Raw genomic sequence first — 16,146 nt, forward strand, 5'->3', positions numbered from 1 at the left:
AAATAAAACAGTAAATTAGTCACAAATTATTTCTAAAAATGCTAAATAAAAGATTACTGATAAAAAATTTATTAGCTCATAATGATGAGAATAGTTTTTATGATAAAAAAAGACAATTAAATCTACATAGTAAAGAAGGAAAGGCTAAATTTTTAAAGCATATTTGTGCATTATCTAATTCCAATCCTGTGAACAATTCTTACATTGTAGTAGGTGTTGAAGATGAAAATAATGAAATTGTAGGTGATGATTTTTTTGATGATAGTAAAATACAAAATTTAGTAAATGCTTATATAGAAAACCCTCCAAAAATTCAATATGAAAACGTTCCTTTTCCAAATTTACCAAAAGACAAAGTAGTAGGACTCGTTACTATTAAGCCTAAAAGCAAGACCTCTTCCTTTAAAAAAGGAATTCATACAATAATTGCTAATACTGTTTTTGTGAGAAGAGGAAGTAATTCTATGCCTACTGAAGAAAAAATTCCTTTTTCAAAAATTAATACTGAAACGATTATTAGTATTGAAAATAATTCTAGAAATAGTATTGAACATACACTAGATGGTGTTCAAGACTTCATCAACAATAGGCATAAAGATTTGTTTTCCAAATACAAAGTGTTCAAAGAGCTCTTTGTAGTTTGCTGGGCTGGTATTAAAAAAAATATTAGAAATAATGTTTTCTATTCAAGAGTAGATATTGAATTAATAAACGAGCAAGTAAAATTGTTTTATTCGGCACAAGATGATGTTACCATAGAGTATGATGATGTCTCTTTTACCATTACTGAACATATTGCTCTTGGCATCAATGACAAAACAAGTTATTATCCTTTAGAAAAACTTACTATCACTTTTTTTGATAATGGTTATTACAAAATGAATACACAAATGCTATTTGAACCTCCACAATACAATAGAAAGATGCTTCATCATATTTACAACTCAAACATTAGCATTCTAAAAAAAATGAAAAAAAACATCCCGTTAACGGAAAGAGAAAACAAAGAAGTTCTAAATATACCTTCTACACTTATGATATGCTACCTTAATGGCTTTGAAGAAGCAAAACAAAAGTTAATTGAAGGAAAAATTTATCTCAAAAAATTCCAAAATGCTGATGTTTATTTAGAATTTAAAGAAGTGATGCGTGTTCTAAGAAAAATGAAATACAATTAATTAATTTCTATTTTTAAACAAATCCTTGTTTTTTTGCTTCTCTAACTATATCTTCATCTGTTCCTCCTTTTACACAGAAATAATCTTTGATTTGAGCTTTTCTTTTATCGATTGAACTTTGAGCTAGATTAATATAATTAGGCAAATTTTTAGACAAAACACCTTGTGCTAACAAAGAAATTATAGTTCGATTATTTTCATCTAGGAAAACATTATTTTTTACTTCTAACATTTCTTGAATACTCTCTTTAACTGTTTTACTTACGTATTTTTCTTTATTAGAGATCACCTCAAAAGCTTTAAGAAATTCTTCAGCAGTAAAATCGCTTTTCACTAAAAGGCCATCTGGATCTATATTAGTTTGTATATCATATAAAATGAATGCTTCTGCATGTGATGTTAAAATAACAATTTTTGCAAAAGGGTATTTTTTCTTTGCAATTATTGCTAAATCTTGACCCGAGTTAATTTTTTTTTCTTCATAAGGAGGAAGACTTAAATCTAAAAAAACCATATCAAATTCATACAAATCTTCTGATTTCATCATTCTTTTGTAAGCGCTTTCACAATCAAAAGCTGAAGTTACGTTAATTTCATATCCTAAATCATTATAAGATAAAATACTCTTATATCCCTCAATCATTGAAGGATGATCATCAATCATGAAAATGTTTACTTTCTTAGAATTCATTATAATTTATAGTTTTAGTTGATTGGTAATTTAATAAATATTGTTGTTCCTTTTCCAATTTCAGATGTGATTTTAAAATCTCCTTTAACAGCTTCTGTTCTTTGAAGCATGTTTTTCATACCGATTCCTTTTTTAGCTTTATTAGTATTAAAACCATCACCATCATCTGTTATTTGTAAAGTTACAATTTTTTCTTGTTTATCAATATTTACATAAATATTTTCTGCATTTGCATATTTATTACAGTTATTTAAAGCTTCTTGTAGAATTCTATACAAATGCATTTTAATCTCGATATCGATATTTTCCCATACAATATCCTTATCAATCTCATAAACACATTCAGGATTATATAATTCTCTTTGTTCTGTTAGAAGTTCAGTCAATATTGTTTTAAAATTTCCTTTTTCTGAAAAAGTATCATTACTTAATTCATGAGCAATTACTCTAACTTCTTTTTCAATGTTCTGAATTTCATTTATATGACCAATACATTTTTTTATTGTTTCTTCATCATTTCTCTTAGTGAGAACAAATAAATTAAGTCTGGTACTTGCTAATTTATTCATTATTCCATCATGCAATTCTCTAGCAATTCTATTTTTCTCAATGTTTTTTACCTCATCAATTTTTGTTTGCTGATCAAGCATTAATTGATAAATTTCTTCGTTTGCCTTTTGTTGCTCTTGTGTAAACATTAATTCTTTTTGTTTTGCTCTTTGAAACAAAATAATAAACAACAATCCACCTATAAATGCAACAAGAATAGAAACTGTTAGTATTGTTTTTTTCTGACTTGAAATTTCTTGATTTTCATGAATAATCTCATCAGTCTCATATTCAATTCTGGCTAACTTATTTCTTGTAGCTCTCTCTAAATCATATAAACTATCACTCAAAGTAATATATTGTTTTGCATAACTCAATCCTTTAGATGGGTCAATTTTTGTATACAAATCTAAAGTTTTTAATATCTCATTATTATAATTAGATTCCTTAGCTAAATAATAAGCCTCATTATTTAATTGTAAAGCTTTAAAACTATTTGATTTAGAAAGATAATATTCTGTTAAATGGATTTTACTTTTTATAATTCCAGCAATATTATTAATACTATCTCTCAAGAATAATGCTCTATTTAACTCTTCAAATCCATCATTGTTATCAAGTTTGAATTTAGAATAAGCATAATTATCAAGTAATGCAGAATACAAAACGGGTTGAGTTCTTAATAAGTTATTAATTTTTAATCCTTGTGAAAAATTTGCTAATGCTTTTTCATATTGATTATTGTTTTGATAGACTAATCCAATATTATTAAAAGTTTGTGCTTTAAAATCTTCATAAAGGTAATTGTCTTTCAATTTTTCGATCTGAAGTAATGCTTTTTCATGGTAATACAAAGCCTTTTCATAATTACCTAATCCAGAAAGAGCACTTCCTAAATTCCCATAACATTGATAAACAAGTAATTTATCTGAAATATTTAAAGAAATATCTAAAGCCTTAATTGTCGCTGTTTCACTACCTAAAAAATCTTTTTCATAAAGTAATACATAAGCTTTATGTAAAATAGTATTGGCTAAATTTTCTTTATCATCTATCTTATTATATATTTTTTCGGCATTGTTATAGTACCAATAAGCACTATCGTTTTTAGCATTTTCAAAAAAATAATCACCCAAATAGTACAAAGCTTTTCCTATTGTTGCTGAATCTTTACTTTTTTTACCTAATTCTAAAACTTCATTAGTCACCTTTTTATATTTCTCTAATTCATATAATGGAAAGTAACGATTTGCAACTTTAAAATAATTCCTTCTTGTTATAGAGTCATTTTTATTTTTTCTAATAGTTTCATATGCTAAATCCCCAAACCTAATTCTCATCTCTTTAGATATAGTTTCCTTTTGCGCTAAAGAGAGGTAGTTATCAATTTTTTGACTTTGCACAGTCATTTCTTGCTCTTCTCTTTTACTTTCAGAACAGGATATAAAAACAATAAACAGAATTAGTAATGTAAAATATTTCAAGAATAAAAAATATTAAATAAATGCATTTAAACAAATTTAATGATTTTCTTACACGAATTAATCGTTTTTAATAATTAGTATAGGGTTATAAGAATTTCCTTCTCCTAATAAAACAATTTGATTAGTATTATTTTCTCGAATTATTTCCTCTTTTTCACTATTTAAATCTATTGTCAAGTAAGAAATAATTGAAGAAGACATTATTAATAATACTGTTAAAGAATATATTGCTTTCTTCATAATATAATAATTAAGTTTAAATTATAAATCGTTTTGGGATTAGTCTTTTTTTGGAATAATGATTGGATCTGTCTCTGCATCTGTTTGTCCTAAATCATCGGTATGAACTGAAGTATTGTTTCTTTCCATATCAGCATCATAGGAATCTGTAGTACAAGAAACACTTAATAAAGAAACTGTTAGAATAATTGCTAGGGTAAAGATTGTTTTTTTCATAATACTAAAATTTAAATATAAATCGTTTTGAGGTTAGTCTTTTTTTGGAATAATGATTGGATCTGTCTCCGCATCTGTTTGTCCTAAATCATCGGTATGAACTGATGAAGTATTGTTTCTCTCCATATCAGCATCATAGGAATCTGTAGTACAAGAAACACTTAATAAAGAAACTGTTAGAATAATTGCTAGGGTAAAGATTGTTTTTTTCATAATACTAAAATTTAAATCGTTTTGAGGTTAGTCTTTTTTTGGAATAATGATTGGATCTGTCTCTGCATCTGTTTGTCCTAAATCATCGGTATGAACTGATGAAGTATTGTTTCTCTCCATATCAGCATCATAGGAATCTGTAGTACAGGAAACACTTAATAAAGAAACTGTTAGAATAATTGCTAGGGTAAAGATTGTTTTTTTCATAATAAGTAAGTCTAAATTATAAATCGTTTTGAGGTTAGTCTTTTTTTGGAATAATGATTGGATCTGTCTCTGCATCTGTTTGTCCTAAATCATCGGTATGAACTGAAGTATTGTTTCTTTCCATATCAGCATCATAGGAATCTGTAGTACAAGAAACACTTAATAAAGAAACTGTTAGAATAATTGCTAGGGTAAAGATTGTTTTTTTCATAATACTAAAATTTAAATTTGTTTATATTATTATTTTTACTACTTTAAATAAAATACTGTGCATCTAATTATTTTTTGTAACACCTTATTTTTGTTGTTTCAAAAATAAGGTGTTACAAAGTTTTAATTTTACAAGTTTTCTGCCGTTTTTGTTAAAGTTTTAAAGTGAGTTAAACTATTTTTACATAATTATTTAATAGTATCTAAATGAAAACATTTGTTGTAGGTGATATTCACGGTGGATTAAAAGGACTGAAGCAAGTAATTAGTAAAGCTGGCATAGTTGCCTCTGATAGGCTAATCTTTTTAGGAGATTATGTTGATGGCTGGAGTCAATCTGATAAAGTTATAGATTTTCTTATAACGTTAAAAAAAACACATAATTGTATTTTTTTAACAGGAAATCACGATGATTTGCTTTTAAAATACCTGAACACAAAGAAACACAATGAAGAATGGTATAAACATGGTGGTCAATCAACTATCGATGCTTATAAAAAAGTAGATGAAAAAACCATAAAAAAACATATTACGTTTTTAAATTCTCTGAAGCCATATTACATTGATGAAAAAAACAGATTATTTATACATGCTGGGTTTACCAATTTGAAAGGCGTCGATTTTGAATACTTTAGACCTCTTTTTTATTGGGATAGAACGTTATGGGAATGTGCATTGGCTCTAGATAAAACTCTAAAGATAGAAAGCATTTATTACCCGAGTAGATTAAAGTTATACAACGAAATATATATAGGACACACTCCTGTGACAAGGATAAATAAAACAACACCTCATAATGCCGCTAACGTATGGAATATTGACACAGGTGCCGCTTTCAAGGGACCGCTAACTATTTTAAATGTGGAAACAAAGAAGTATTGGCAAAGCAATCCTTTACATGAGCTTTATCCAGAAGAAAAAGGAAGAAATTAACTTATATTTATATCTTTGCAACAAAATAAAAAAATGAAAAAAATAATAATAGTATTAGCATTATTCACTTTTGGAATAAATAATGCTCAAGTTTTCTCAGGGAAAGGAGATAAAAAATTTCAAGTAGGTGCTAATTTTCAAGAGAAGGGCACAGGCATAATAGCAACGTTTGATAATGGATTAGGTAAAAATATGTCGTTTGGTTTTACTGCTTTATATTTATTAGGCATAGAAGAAGTATTAGGTGAAAAACCAAATTTTGATGATCGTTTCGATATTAGAGCAAGGTTTAGTGCTAATATAGCAGACATTTTTAATATTGAAGAAAAAGTTGATATTTATCCAGGTTTAAATATTGGAATCAAAAATTTTGGTGGTCATTTTGGAGCTCGTTATTTCTTTTCAGAAGGATTTGGAATCTATTCAGAAATACAGTTTCCTATTGCTCAATATGACAACAATCCTGTAGGATTTGAAAAATACAATAATCAATTTAATTTTTCCATAGGAACAAGCTTTAATTTATAAGGAAATGAGTATAATTGAAAAAAAATTAAAAGACAGAAGTGACTCAAAATGTGAATTATGTGGCAACGAATATGATTTGCAAGTATTTAATGTTCTCCCTTTTACTGAAGAAAGTTTAGAGCATTCAATATTAGGGTGTAAAACATGTGTTAATCAAATTGAAAATATAAACGATGTAGATTTAAACCATTGGAGATGCTTAAATGATAGCATGTGGAACGAAAATCTTCCAGTACAAATTATTTCTTGGAGAATGCATGCAAGACTAAAAAATATAGACATGTTAGAAATGATGTACCTAGACGAGGAAAGTTTAGATTGGGCAAAAGCAACTGGTGAAGCAGACGATGATGAAGGGAAAATAATACATAAAGACTCTAATGGAAATATTTTACTAGATGGAGATTCTGTAGTACTAATAAAAGATTTAGATGTCAAAGGAGCAAACTTTACAGCAAAAAGAGGTGCTGCAGTTCATAACATTAAATTAGTTTGGGATAATGCCGAACAAATTGAAGGTAGAGTAGAAAACCAAAACATCGTTATTTTAACACAATACGTTAAAAAAACAAAATAATTAATTAATAATTTCTAAAAAAAGGAGTTGACTAAATTTAGTCAACTCCTTTTTTTATACCCATAAAATTGAGCAAATACCCCCCTTCCTTAAAAAGGGCATTTCCGTTATTTCTATCAAAAACCACCTAATTAAAAAGGTTAATAAGCCTATAAAAAAAATAGGTAATTTACTATAATTCAGAGTTTTAATTTATTGCAATTTTACAAAATCAAAAAATGTAAAATAAAGAAACAATTAAAACACATAAATTATGGCAAAAAAAGCAGTAATAATAGGAATAAACGATTATGCTCCTATTGGTCCAGGTGGTCCAGATTTAAATGGTTGCGTACATGATGCTCGTGATATGGCAAATACTCTTGTTATTTGTGGTTTTGAAGCAAAAGATATTAGAATTCTAACAAATCAAAATGCAACTAGAGATAATATTATAAGCTATTTAAAATGGCTAGTAACTACAAGTAAAAAAGGAGACTCACTTGTGTTTTATTATTCTGGACATGGAACAAGAGTAGCTAGTATGAATGATGATTTAGAATTAGATGGTCTTGATGAAGCTATCTGTCCACATGACTTTAAGACCGCAGGAGTTTTAAAAGATGATGATTTAAAAGCAGTTTTAAACACTTTACCTAAAGGTGTTAACCTAGACGTATTCTTCGATTGTTGTCATTCGGGTTCTGGAACTAGAAGAATAAAATTTGATGAGTTCAACAATCTTACAAACGAAACACCAAGATTTATTGAGCCTATGCTTGAAGATGAGTTCTATTTTAATTTCTCTAGAGAAATACAAACAAATTCTGAGAAAGAAATTGAGACAAAAGAGGATAAAAAATCAACAATGAAATCTTTGGTTAAAGTAAGGGGAATGAATCATGTTTTATGGGCAGCATGTAAAGAAAATCAAGTAGCCATGGAAGGAGATTTTTCAGGTCAAACAAGAGGGTATTTCACCTATAATTTATGTAAAGTATTAAGAGCTACAAATGGAAAAATTAACAGAAGCCTTTTAGATATTCAATTATCAAATGCTTTGACAGCTATGGGTGCAGCTCAAATCAATCAAACAGAGGGAAAAACAACAGAATTAAAACAATTCCTTTTTAATTAAACGAATAACAACTAAAAATGAAATAACATGAAAAATCAAGAAAATGAAAAACCTCTTTCTTCAAACGAGGTAAAAAAATTAAAACCTGTAAAAGCAAAAAAAACAGATGAATTAGATGAAAATGGTCTTTTAGAAATTGAAGCAATTGCTGTTGAAAAAGTAGTAAAGGGAGCAAGATCAATAGGAGATCTAGATGGTTTTATTCCAGAAAATGTAAGTCAAGATTTTAATCCCCCTGTAGACAAAAAAGGAGCAAAAAAATCAAAATTCATTGATAGAGAAACATTTATGCAGCCTCAAGGAAGCAGAACAATTTTTGGTCCAGATCAAAGAATTGTTTACAATTCAACTGCTTATCCATGGAGATGTGTAGGAAGAATAGAAACCGCATTAGGTTATGCTAGCGGAGTAATGATTGGGCCTAGACATGTATTGACATGTGCTCATGTAATTGACTTTTTAAGCAATGGTTCAACAGGCTGGGTTAAGTTTTCTCCAATGTATTACAACGGTCCAAATGCTTCTTATGGAACCGCTAATGCAATCAAAACATATTACAAATACAAAGTAAAAGGACCTACAATTGATAGTACTGAAGGTAAATACGATTATTCAGTAATTGTATTAGACAGGAATATTGGTAACACAATAGGATGGATGGGAGCAAAAGCTTATACCGATTCTTGGGATGGTGGTGCATATTGGACTCATGCTGGTTATCCAATGGATTTAACTGGTGCTCAAAGACCAATTTATCAAAATAGTATTGCTTTAAATGGTGATGATTCTACTACAGATACTCATCAAGCGATTTATCATCAAGGAGATGTTTGGCCGGGACAAAGTGGAGGGCCATTTTGGGGTTATTGGGGAACTACTCCTTATGTAGTTGCAGTTCAAAGCTGGCAAAATGCTTCTACAAATGCAGCTAGTGGTGGAAATGACTTGTTGGACTTAGTAAACAAAGCTAGAACAGAATATCCTTAAAAGCAATATTATGGATCAAAAATTAATTGATGATTTCTTCAATGATTTTGTTGATACTGAAAAAGTAAATCTTATAAAATCTACACTTGGAACAATTAAAAAGATAGATTCAATCGATTTTTTTGAACCAAATGAACAATTCAAAGCCTATTTAGAATACAAGAAAAAATTTGATGATTCAAATTCAGCCTTGCAAGAAATTAAAAAAAGAGCTGAAAACAAAGAGATTAAAGCAATTCATCAGTTAAGTATCTCTGGTTCATTACTCCATAAGATGATTAATTCAGCCTTAAATTCTTGGATTAGTTTAGGCTACAAGAATGAAGTAGAAAAAATTATCAACAATTAAAAGAATAGGCGGAAACCGAAAAGCCTTGACAGAGTAGGACAAACTATAAAAAATAAAATTATGCCAAAAGCAGCAAACGTTCTTCCCGAAGATCTAATGAATAATATGATGGGGAAGATATTCGACATTATTACGAATGGAGATGGTACAACTGTACCAAAATCCGAAGACAACTTTTTTGCTTGGACATCACCAGGTGTACCTTTTGATATAGAAGACTTTGATTTCTTATCACAAGGTTTTACGGGAGTATGTAAACCACAAATGATAACAAATCCAGATGGAACCCAAAGCACAGAACCTATGGATGAAAACAAAAGGCTAGCATTAGAAGCTCAAGATTCAACCAAAATGTATCAACAAGCTGAACAATTTGCGCGATTTGTTGATGTTATTCCAGATGCTTCTGGTATTGATGATACCAAAGTAAGAATGAATATAAAAAACGATGAAGGAACACTTTCTGATGTTTATGAAGAAACACTACGTTTCAGTCAAGTAGCCAATACTGAACTTACAGCTGCAGAAAAAGCTAAAATTGAAAGATTTAGACAGCTCCTTCAAGTTGAGCGAGAAAAAGAGGATTTAATAACTGGAGAAATGGTTAAAGTTATTGAAGAAAGTCCTTTAGTTAAATTATATAATGAAAAAATGCAAGCTTGGATGGAAGCTGCATTAGAATACAACAGTGCAAGAATAGATGCTTTAACAGCATCTACTCCTAGAGCTGTTCACAATTGGGCAATTAATGCAAATGTGTTAAGAGCAAAAGTAAAATTTTCATATAATGATTGGGTAAACAATGGCTATAAAAATGAGTTTGAAGGCATAGCTGCAAGAATAGATCAAATGTCATCTAGAGATTTATCATTATTAAAAGCGCTATACAAAGACACTCTTGAAAAATCAAGAATTACTGGTATAAGTAGTGGTGCCGACTTTTTTTACACTAGTCTTGCACCTGCAAATTTTGCAAAATCTAAAGGATGGACTCGTTTTACCTTTACAAATAATGATTATTCTTCTTATTCAAAAAAGACAACTAAAAAATGGGGGGCCTCTGGTGGTTTAAGTTTAGGGTTTTTCACTATTGGAGGCTCAGCAGGAGGACAAAAAACAGAGTTTGATGCAAAATGTGATTTCAGTTCATTCAAAATGTCTTTTGAAATTTGTCAAGTACCTATAGTTTATCCATGGTTAAAAAAGAATTTCTTAACATCAAAGACATGGAGATTTGCTCAAGGGAATGAAGGTTTTAAATCTAAATTCCTTTCAGATGGTAAAAAACCACCTCATAGAGATTCTATGCTTCCAGCTATTCCAACAGCAATGATTTTTATTAGAAACCTAAAAATTGAATTTGCAAATGCGAGCTCAGTAGCTCATGCTTTGGATTCAAAAATAGGTGGTGGTGGTATGGTAGGTTATGGTCCTTTCTTTATAGGAGGAAGTTATGAGTCAGGTAGTTCGGAAAAATCTAGACAACACCATAGCGATTCACAAGGAATTTATGTAGATGGCTTACAATGTGTAGGTTTTAAATGTCATTTACTACCTAAATCTCCAAATCCAGATCCTGCAATTAAATCTTGGGTATAGTATTTATCCAAAAGTTAGCTACTAGATGTTTTGAAGAATATCTAGTAGCTTTTTATTAAACTATAAAAAAATTAAAAGTTATGAATGCTTCATTTTCAATCCTTCAAAAATTAAAAAATCAGTTTTTTCAAAGTGTTTCTAATAAAAGTGATTATCATGTCGCTTTCGCGCCTTTTGCTTTTACTTTATCAAATGACGACTTTTATTTTCTAAAAAATAATATTACAACTGGTTCTCAAGCAAGAAAATACTTAAAAGAACAATCAGAATTTGCATTTATAGCAAATTCTATCTTAAAAAGACCAAATATTTGGGCAATAGACAACGATAATTTATTATATAATTCCTATAGAAATATTTTGGAAAACGCTTTAACAATAGACCCCGATGTTTTTTCACAAACCGAACTAACAAAAATTGAAAGTGCAAAAAAAGTGTTGTTTGAACCTAATGGTGATGATTCTGTAAAATACCAACAATATAAATCCTATGCTATTAAAGCAACAGATATTGAGAAAAACATAATAGATCTCAATGCATTAAAAAACACTATTGACCCTTCGGACACTTCAAGTTTAGAAAAATGGACTATTGATTTTACTACACTAAACAATCAAAAAAAAGAATTACTTATAGAATGGCAGGTTAAAGGCTTTAAAAGTGCTGTAGAATCCGCTAAATCATCATACGATACAGTAATTTTAAGTAAAATTAATTTTATTGAAAAATGGAATGATGCTAAAAATATAAAATTACCTTCAAGTGTATTGACTGATGAATATGGGGTTGAATTTTTGAGTACTACATGTGTGCCAAATTCAATTTGTGATTATCAATCTCCTATTTGGAAAAAACTAACGCTTACAAAACAAGAAATTACGCAACTTTCAAAAACATTTACCCAAGAAGTTTCTGCAGAAGTTTTGAATGAATTTGGAAATCTAGAACCTGAATTAGAATCTATTTCTTTCGAATACTGCATCATAGACATTCAAAGGCCTTGGTTTGATGAAAGTATAATTAATAATAACCTATGGAAATATCCAGATACAAATCAATTTTTATCAAAAGGAGATGATTCCATGAAAGGTGAGATTCCTGCTTATCCTGTTAAAATAATTTTATCAAAAAATATTGATTTAACATTTACTCCAAACAAAGCTGTGAATGAAGAGATAAAAAACAAACTTAAAAGTGGTAGCCGATTATTTTTTGGACCTTTATTACTAAAAACAATTCCGCTAAATCTTGCTAATGAAAGTATAAATTCATACAAAGTACAACAACTTTCAAACAATGAATTATCAGTTCTAACAAAAGTGGCTGTTCAAAAACCAGGTCTAATAGTAAATACTAAAGAAACTAGTAAATACAAAATGATTAAAATGATGAATAATCAGCCCCAAAGAATAATGCGAAAAAATGTGGAAGAAAAGTCGGTTGCACCTAGCATCAATATTGCCAAAATGAGCACAATAAAATATGTTAACCCTACTATTATTAAAACAGCAATGCTAGCAAATAAACCAGCAAAACCTGTCCTTGCAAAACCCGTTAATCCAGCAGTTTTAAGAGCGCTTCGCATGGATCGAATGATTATAAAACCTATTTTAGTTCCTGTAAAACCAGTTAAACCTGCTCAACCTAAAGTTCAAATAGTAAAAATAACTGGAAAAATTGTAGATACAGCAAACGAAGCTTTACCTGTTACAGAAATACAGCTAATGAATGTTAAAAATGCCTCTACGCAATCCGTTCTTAGTCTAGAAGATGGAACTTATACTATAGAGAACATTGAAAATGGAACTTATGAATTTAAAATTAAGAAAACAGGATATCTTACAGTAGAAAAAAAGATTGAACTAACAAGAGATATCAACTTTGATTTCTTATTAGAGTTAGAGCCTGTTCCTACTGAATCTTTTCAAGTTATGGGTGTTATTTGTAAAAAGCTTCCCTTATTACCAAATCCTCTTCCTGAAAACACTTACATATAAAACCTTTAAGCCATGCAAAAAAGTATAGAAACAAGATGGTTATTAAATTCAAATGAATTTAACACTTTAGAGCATTGGTTTAACCAAAAAGACATTCATTTTAAAACTACAAATGATTTTCCACGACAAGATTATTACTTAAAATTAGTAAAAAGCACTAATCTGGGTATAAAAATAAGAGAACCGAAACTAGTTAAAAACGAACAAAAGTCAAAACTAGAAGTAAAACTACTTATCAAAGATAATGGTGCTCAAAAATTCAACAATAACAATCAAGGCATTGTAAATACTTGGGAGAAATACAGTTTTGAAACCATTGGTAACGAACCAGAAACCGAAAAGATAATAGCTCTATTCGTTTTTAATGGTAGTGACCTCAATTCATGGATTAAAATAGAAAAGGATAGATTATTGATAAAATTTGACACTGAAAACAAAAAATTAGTTTCAGCTGACTCTTTAATACACGAAGGAAGCGGCATTGAACTAACCCGATTTAAAATCGAAAATAAAGTATATTATTCACTAGGTATTGAAACCTTTTCTAATTCAAAGAAAGAAGTAGATAATTTTAATCAAACAACAGATTTTATATTCAATACTATTAAAATAACTGGACTTAATGGTTTAAAATCTCTTTCCTATCCAGAAATTATTAGTAATCATTTTTTATAAATAATATTTTCCTTTTTAAAGATTTTAAAAACCCGTGATGTGATTTTTTAATTATAGAATTGTTAAAAAAATAATTCAAACAAAAACCCTGCAAAGAAAAATCTTCACAGGGCTTTTATCATTGTAATTTAGTTATATACTATAAATCAAATTTAATTCCTTGTGCTAAAGGTAATTCATCTGAATAGTTAACCGTGTTGGTTTGTCTTCTCATATACACTTTCCAAGCGTCTGATCCAGACTCTCTTCCTCCACCAGTTTCCTTTTCACCACCAAAAGCACCACCAATTTCAGCACCAGAAGTACCAATATTTACATTAGCAATACCACAATCGGAACCTGAGAACGATAAGAATTTCTCTGCTTCTTTCATACTATTGGTCATAATAGCTGATGATAATCCTTGTGCTACTCCATTTTGTAAATCAATTGCATTTTCTACTTCACCACTGTATTTCATTAAATATAAAATAGGAGCAAAAGTTTCATGTTGTACAATTTCAAAATGATTTTCAGCTTCAATAATGGCAGGTTTTACATAACAACCACTTTCATAACCTTGTCCTTCTAATACACCACCTTCTACTAATACTTTACCACCTTCATTTTTTGCTTTTTCAATAGCTGACAAATAAGTATTTACAGCATCTTTGTCTATAAGAGGTCCAACATGTTTTGTTTCATCTAATGGATTACCAATTTTAATTTGTCCATAAGCTCCAACGATAGCATCTCTCACTGTATCATAAACTGATTCATGTATAATTAAACGTCTTGTAGAGGTACAACGTTGACCACAAGTTCCTACAGCTCCAAAAACTGCTCCTGGAACAACTACTTTTAAATCAGCAGTTGGTGTAATAATGATAGCATTATTTCCTCCTAACTCTAATAATGATTTACCAAAACGTTCCGCTACTTTTGCACCCACAATTCTTCCCATGCGAGTAGAACCTGTTGCAGACACTAATGGAATTCTAGTATCAGAAGTCATCATTTCTCCTACTTTGTAATCTCCATTTATGATACAAGAAATTCCTTCTGGTAAATTATTTTCTTTTAAAATTCCTGCAATAATATTTTGACAAGCAATAGAACACAAAGGTGCTTTTTCTGAAGCTTTCCAAACACAAACGTCTCCACAAATCCATGCTAAAGCAGTATTCCAAGACCAAACCGCTACTGGAAAGTTAAACGCAGAAATAATTCCTACAACTCCTATTGGATGCCATTGCTCTCTCATAACGTGACCAGGACGTTCTGAAGGAATAGTTTGCCCATTTAACTGACGTGATAAACCCACAGCAAAATCACAGATATCTATCATTTCTTGAACTTCTCCATAACCTTCTTGTAAAGATTTACCCATTTCATAAGAAACCAATTTTCCAAGTGGTTCTTTTAATTCTCTTAATTTATTTCCAAACTGACGCACTATTTCTCCTCTTTGTGGAGCTGGCATAGTTCTAAAAGTTTTAAAAGCCGCTGTAGCTTTTTGCATAACTTTTTCGTAATCTTCTTTTGTAGTAGTCGTAACAGACCCTATTAACTGACCGTCTACTGGTGAGAAACTATCTATTTTTTCTCCGTTTGAAAACCAATCATTTCCTGTTGAAGTACCTTGATTAATTGATTTAACTCCTAATTTTTCCAATGCTTCTTGCATTCCGAATTGTTGTGCTATTGTTGACATTGTAACTTTTTTACGTGTTTTTGTTATATTTTTACAAATGTATGAAATTGATTTGAATTACTCGTCCTGATAGAATTGATAGCTTTTAAAAATGAATATTTTTGTTTTTTTAATATAAAACTAAATAGAGATAGCAGGAATAGCTACTCATCATTCTTCTGTAACAAATCGAGAATCTGTCTCCATCACTGTTCCGCAATGGGAACATGTTCGTAAGGCTTCTGAATTATAAAAATGATTGAAGTGTTTTAAAAAATCAACTTCTATGTTATTCAATTCGAAATACACTTCGTGCAATTTATGATTACAGGTGTCGCAAAACCAAAGTAAACCATCTTTTACAGGTAAATGATTACGCTTTCTTTCGATTACTAATCCAATTGAACCTTCTGTTCTGTTAGGAGAATGAGGTACTTTTGCAGGGTGCAAATACATGTCTCCTGCACTCAAAGTCATTGCTTTTTTTTCTCCCTCATCTTGAACATAAACGGTTATTTCTCCTTCTAACTGATAAAACAATTCTTCTGTTTCATTATAATGATAATCTTTTCTTGCATTTGGACCTGCTACAATCATTACAATATAATCTCCCGAATCTATATAAATATTTTTATTGCCAACAGGTGGTTTTAATAAATGTCTATTTTCTTCTATCCATTTCTTTAAGTTAAATGGTTTTTGTATGCTCATTTTAAACTGTTTT

19 protein-coding genes are annotated in these 16,146 nt (G+C 29.6%); 10 read left to right on the forward strand and 9 right to left on the reverse strand.

The genetic code is table 11. From position 1 onward, the window contains the following. The first annotated feature begins 38 nt into the window (after positions 1-38). Positions 39-1,178 carry an ATP-binding protein gene (locus FIA58_RS07275; protein ID WP_140961674.1) on the forward strand — a complete coding sequence of 380 codons (1,140 nt, stop codon included), beginning with the start codon at positions 39-41 and terminating at the stop codon, positions 1,176-1,178. Positions 1,179-1,191: 13 nt separating this feature from the next. On the opposite strand, the gene FIA58_RS07280 is transcribed toward FIA58_RS07275, so the two are convergent. Genes FIA58_RS07280 through FIA58_RS07310 form a run of 7 tightly spaced genes read right to left on the reverse strand, consistent with a single transcriptional unit; the run spans position 1,192 to position 4,989 of the window. Then, positions 1,192-1,869 (reverse strand): response regulator, encoded by a 678-nt coding sequence (locus tag FIA58_RS07280; RefSeq protein WP_140961676.1) that lies wholly within the window; start codon positions 1,867-1,869, stop codon positions 1,192-1,194. 14 nt (positions 1,870-1,883) lie between these two features. Next, complete coding sequence (locus FIA58_RS07285; protein WP_140961678.1) at positions 1,884-3,902, reverse strand: tetratricopeptide repeat-containing sensor histidine kinase; 2,019 nt, start codon at positions 3,900-3,902, stop codon at positions 1,884-1,886. Between the two features lie 57 nt (positions 3,903-3,959). Continuing rightward, positions 3,960-4,142, reverse strand: coding sequence for a hypothetical protein (locus FIA58_RS07290; RefSeq protein WP_140961680.1), 183 nt, complete (start codon positions 4,140-4,142; stop codon positions 3,960-3,962). Between the two features lie 39 nt (positions 4,143-4,181). After that, positions 4,182-4,358 carry a hypothetical protein gene (locus tag FIA58_RS07295; protein ID WP_165928875.1) on the reverse strand — a complete coding sequence of 59 codons (177 nt, stop codon included), beginning with the start codon at positions 4,356-4,358 and terminating at the stop codon, positions 4,182-4,184. Positions 4,359-4,391: 33 nt separating this feature from the next. After that, positions 4,392-4,571 (reverse strand): hypothetical protein, encoded by a 180-nt coding sequence (locus FIA58_RS07300; protein ID WP_140961682.1) that lies wholly within the window; start codon positions 4,569-4,571, stop codon positions 4,392-4,394. 27 nt (positions 4,572-4,598) lie between these two features. Beyond that, entirely contained in the window at positions 4,599-4,778 is a 180-nt protein-coding gene (locus FIA58_RS07305; protein WP_140961682.1) for a hypothetical protein, read from the reverse strand. Positions 4,779-4,812: 34 nt separating this feature from the next. After that, positions 4,813-4,989, reverse strand: coding sequence for a hypothetical protein (locus tag FIA58_RS07310; RefSeq protein ID WP_165928875.1), 177 nt, complete (start codon positions 4,987-4,989; stop codon positions 4,813-4,815). Positions 4,990-5,195: 206 nt separating this feature from the next. Between FIA58_RS07310 and FIA58_RS07315 the strand changes: the two genes are divergently transcribed. The 9 genes from FIA58_RS07315 to FIA58_RS07355 all read left to right on the forward strand — a co-directional run bounded on the left by FIA58_RS07315 (position 5,196) and on the right by FIA58_RS07355 (position 13,750). Next, entirely contained in the window at positions 5,196-5,921 is a 726-nt protein-coding gene (locus tag FIA58_RS07315; protein WP_140961684.1) for a metallophosphoesterase family protein, read from the forward strand. A 33-nt stretch (positions 5,922-5,954) separates the two neighbouring features. Beyond that, positions 5,955-6,449 (forward strand): DUF6646 family protein, encoded by a 495-nt coding sequence (locus FIA58_RS07320; protein ID WP_140961686.1) that lies wholly within the window; start codon positions 5,955-5,957, stop codon positions 6,447-6,449. A 4-nt stretch (positions 6,450-6,453) separates the two neighbouring features. After that, a complete protein-coding gene (locus FIA58_RS07325; protein WP_140961688.1) occupies positions 6,454-7,026 on the forward strand; it encodes a PhnA domain-containing protein in 573 nt (190 codons plus the stop codon). Positions 7,027-7,279: 253 nt separating this feature from the next. After that, positions 7,280-8,143, forward strand: coding sequence for a caspase family protein (locus tag FIA58_RS07330; protein WP_140961691.1), 864 nt, complete (start codon positions 7,280-7,282; stop codon positions 8,141-8,143). 27 nt (positions 8,144-8,170) lie between these two features. Then, entirely contained in the window at positions 8,171-9,130 is a 960-nt protein-coding gene (locus FIA58_RS07335) for a trypsin-like serine peptidase (RefSeq protein WP_140961693.1), read from the forward strand. Positions 9,131-9,140: 10 nt separating this feature from the next. Then, a complete protein-coding gene (locus FIA58_RS07340) occupies positions 9,141-9,479 on the forward strand; it encodes a hypothetical protein (RefSeq protein WP_140961695.1) in 339 nt (112 codons plus the stop codon). 60 nt (positions 9,480-9,539) lie between these two features. Further along, positions 9,540-11,078 carry a hypothetical protein gene (locus FIA58_RS07345; RefSeq protein ID WP_140961697.1) on the forward strand — a complete coding sequence of 513 codons (1,539 nt, stop codon included), beginning with the start codon at positions 9,540-9,542 and terminating at the stop codon, positions 11,076-11,078. Positions 11,079-11,158: 80 nt separating this feature from the next. Continuing rightward, positions 11,159-13,075: a carboxypeptidase-like regulatory domain-containing protein gene (locus tag FIA58_RS07350; RefSeq protein WP_140961699.1), complete on the forward strand. Its 1,917-nt coding sequence runs from the start codon at positions 11,159-11,161 to the stop codon at positions 13,073-13,075. A gap of 12 nt (positions 13,076-13,087) precedes the next feature. Then, positions 13,088-13,750, forward strand: a complete 663-nt coding sequence (locus FIA58_RS07355; protein ID WP_140961701.1) for a hypothetical protein — start codon at positions 13,088-13,090, stop codon at positions 13,748-13,750. 139 nt (positions 13,751-13,889) lie between these two features. Here the strand turns inward: FIA58_RS07355 and amaB are convergent, their stop codons facing one another. Together amaB and FIA58_RS07365 are read right to left on the reverse strand one after the other, a co-directional pair. After that, entirely contained in the window at positions 13,890-15,443 is a 1,554-nt protein-coding gene (gene amaB, locus FIA58_RS07360; protein WP_140961703.1) for an L-piperidine-6-carboxylate dehydrogenase, read from the reverse strand. Positions 15,444-15,593: 150 nt separating this feature from the next. After that, complete coding sequence (locus tag FIA58_RS07365; protein ID WP_140961705.1) at positions 15,594-16,133, reverse strand: 3-hydroxyanthranilate 3,4-dioxygenase; 540 nt, start codon at positions 16,131-16,133, stop codon at positions 15,594-15,596. Between the last annotated feature and the right edge of the window lie 13 nt (positions 16,134-16,146).

It is taken from the genome of Flavobacterium jejuense, assembly GCF_006491595.2.
Lineage (GTDB): Bacteria > Bacteroidota > Bacteroidia > Flavobacteriales > Flavobacteriaceae > Flavobacterium > Flavobacterium jejuense.

Excerpts from the sequence above, each read along its gene's own strand:
- FIA58_RS07275 (WP_140961674.1), top strand. The coding sequence starts at position 39 with ATGCTAAATAAAAGATTACTGATAAAAAATTTATTAGCTCATAATGAT.
- FIA58_RS07280 (WP_140961676.1), bottom strand. The coding sequence starts at position 1,869 with ATGAATTCTAAGAAAGTAAACATTTTCATGATTGATGATCATCCTTCA.
- FIA58_RS07290 (WP_140961680.1), bottom strand. The coding sequence starts at position 4,142 with ATGAAGAAAGCAATATATTCTTTAACAGTATTATTAATAATGTCTTCT.
- FIA58_RS07295 (WP_165928875.1), bottom strand. The coding sequence starts at position 4,358 with ATGAAAAAAACAATCTTTACCCTAGCAATTATTCTAACAGTTTCTTTA.
- FIA58_RS07300 (WP_140961682.1), bottom strand. The coding sequence starts at position 4,571 with ATGAAAAAAACAATCTTTACCCTAGCAATTATTCTAACAGTTTCTTTA.
- FIA58_RS07305 (WP_140961682.1), bottom strand. The coding sequence starts at position 4,778 with ATGAAAAAAACAATCTTTACCCTAGCAATTATTCTAACAGTTTCTTTA.
- FIA58_RS07310 (WP_165928875.1), bottom strand. The coding sequence starts at position 4,989 with ATGAAAAAAACAATCTTTACCCTAGCAATTATTCTAACAGTTTCTTTA.
- FIA58_RS07315 (WP_140961684.1), top strand. The coding sequence starts at position 5,196 with ATGAAAACATTTGTTGTAGGTGATATTCACGGTGGATTAAAAGGACTG.
- FIA58_RS07320 (WP_140961686.1), top strand. The coding sequence starts at position 5,955 with ATGAAAAAAATAATAATAGTATTAGCATTATTCACTTTTGGAATAAAT.
- FIA58_RS07325 (WP_140961688.1), top strand. The coding sequence starts at position 6,454 with ATGAGTATAATTGAAAAAAAATTAAAAGACAGAAGTGACTCAAAATGT.
- FIA58_RS07330 (WP_140961691.1), top strand. The coding sequence starts at position 7,280 with ATGGCAAAAAAAGCAGTAATAATAGGAATAAACGATTATGCTCCTATT.
- FIA58_RS07335 (WP_140961693.1), top strand. The coding sequence starts at position 8,171 with ATGAAAAATCAAGAAAATGAAAAACCTCTTTCTTCAAACGAGGTAAAA.
- FIA58_RS07340 (WP_140961695.1), top strand. The coding sequence starts at position 9,141 with ATGGATCAAAAATTAATTGATGATTTCTTCAATGATTTTGTTGATACT.
- FIA58_RS07345 (WP_140961697.1), top strand. The coding sequence starts at position 9,540 with ATGCCAAAAGCAGCAAACGTTCTTCCCGAAGATCTAATGAATAATATG.
- FIA58_RS07350 (WP_140961699.1), top strand. The coding sequence starts at position 11,159 with ATGAATGCTTCATTTTCAATCCTTCAAAAATTAAAAAATCAGTTTTTT.
- FIA58_RS07355 (WP_140961701.1), top strand. The coding sequence starts at position 13,088 with ATGCAAAAAAGTATAGAAACAAGATGGTTATTAAATTCAAATGAATTT.
- amaB (WP_140961703.1), bottom strand. The coding sequence starts at position 15,443 with ATGTCAACAATAGCACAACAATTCGGAATGCAAGAAGCATTGGAAAAA.
- FIA58_RS07365 (WP_140961705.1), bottom strand. The coding sequence starts at position 16,133 with ATGAGCATACAAAAACCATTTAACTTAAAGAAATGGATAGAAGAAAAT.